This window comes from Streptomyces recifensis, assembly GCF_002154615.1.
Classification (GTDB): domain Bacteria; phylum Actinomycetota; class Actinomycetes; order Streptomycetales; family Streptomycetaceae; genus Streptomyces; species Streptomyces griseoluteus.
This window is the reverse complement of sequence record NZ_MUNH01000377.1, coordinates 1-1,441: the sequence shown is the minus strand read 5'-3', so window position 1 is coordinate 1,441 and position 1,441 is coordinate 1. Positions and strand designations below refer to the sequence as shown.

2 protein-coding genes and 1 pseudogene are annotated in these 1,441 nt (G+C 68.8%); 1 reads left to right on the top strand and 2 read right to left on the bottom strand.

The window, feature by feature from the left end; all coding sequences use genetic code 11:
* Positions 1-151 precede the first annotated feature (151 nt).
* On the top strand, positions 152-847 hold the full coding sequence (locus CCN33_RS19775; protein ID WP_086694912.1) for a demethylmenaquinone methyltransferase: 696 nt from the start codon (positions 152-154) through the stop codon (positions 845-847).
* A gap of 4 nt (positions 848-851) precedes the next feature.
* On the opposite strand, the gene CCN33_RS19770 is transcribed toward CCN33_RS19775, so the two are convergent.
* Together CCN33_RS19770 and CCN33_RS33140 are read right to left on the bottom strand one after the other, a co-directional pair.
* Positions 852-1,160, bottom strand: a complete 309-nt coding sequence (locus CCN33_RS19770) for a PASTA domain-containing protein (RefSeq protein ID WP_268255647.1) — start codon at positions 1,158-1,160, stop codon at positions 852-854.
* A 119-nt stretch (positions 1,161-1,279) separates the two neighbouring features.
* Positions 1,280-1,441, bottom strand: a pseudogene (locus CCN33_RS33140) (GNAT family protein); the annotation flags it as partial.

The window sequence follows — 1,441 nt, the reverse complement described above, 5'->3', positions numbered from 1 at the left end:
CCGCCCGCAGCGGCCGGCGAGAAGGCAAGTCGAATGCATCGTAGAAACAAAAGTCGCCGGACCGAGGACGGATACCCCCCGGCGCGGCCCCGCCCCAAGACGCACCGCACCCGTACCCAGCCGAACTCAACGGGCCTGCAACAATGACAGCGTGACCCGCGCTTCCTTGAACAAGCAGCCCCACGAAGTCGCCGAGATGTTCGACGACGTGGCGGAACGGTACGACCTCACCAACGACGTGCTGTCACTTGGCCAGGACCGCCGCTGGCGCAAGGAGGTGGCGAAGGCGGTGGACGCCCGCCCCGCGCAGAAGGTGCTGGACCTCGCGGCGGGCACGGCGACGTCGTCGCTCCCGTTCGCGAGGGCGGGCGCCTATGTGGTCCCGTGCGACTTCTCCCTGGGCATGCTCCAGGTGGGCAAGAAGAAGCACCCGTGGCTCTCGATGACGGCGGGGGACGCGACGAGGCTCCCGTTCAGGGACGACACCTTCGACGCCGTGACGATCTCCTTCGGCCTGCGCAACGTCCAGGACACGGACGCCGCGCTGAGCGAGCTGTACCGGGTGACGAAGCCGGGCGGCAGGGTGGTGATCTGCGAGTTCTCGCACCCCACGTGGACCCCGTTCCGCACGGTGTACACGGAGTACCTGATGAGGGCGCTCCCCCCGGTCGCACGGTCGGTGTCGTCGAACCCGGACGCGTACGTGTACCTGGCGGAATCCATCCGCGCCTGGCCCGACCAGCCCGCGCTGGCGGAGAAGCTCCAGAAGGCCGGCTGGTCGAAGGTGGCCTGGCGCAACCTGACCGGAGGCGTGGTGGCCCTGCACCGGGGCTTCAAGCAGCTCTGACCGCTCAGCGTCCGATCATCTCGAACGCGTCCCCGGGCTCCCCGAGTTCCCGCTGCAGCCCCCCGGAGGGCGGCGCGGGCAACCGGGGTTCCCGCACACCCCCGCCCCCTTCGCCCTCTCCGAAGTCGAACCACACGTAGACGACGGAGTCAGGCGGGACTTCCGCACCGGGCGCGGGGAACTGCCGTACGACGTAGTCCACGACGACCCCCGCGAACTCGGGCCGGTCCGGCGCGTTGAGGAACAGCCCGCGGGCGCGAGCGGCCGCGCGGGCGTCCACGGCCATGAGCCCGACAAACCGAGGCACGCGCACCTCGGGCGTTCTGGGTGGTATGTGCACTGATGTCACCCCCTGCGGTACTGGCAGGGTAACTCCGGGAAAGAGCACCCGGAAATGACATCTCTCTTTCTGTGACAATCAACTACACGGAGTCACAACTCAAGGGAGTAGCAAAGCCCTTGCCGCTCGGAAGCGGGAGTGACGAACCGCTCGGAGAGCCGCATCCCCAGCCGCTGCGTGACAGCGATCGACCGCTCGTTCTCGGCGTCGACCATGGCGACCACCCGCCGGACCCCGGCGGGTGGTCGCCATGG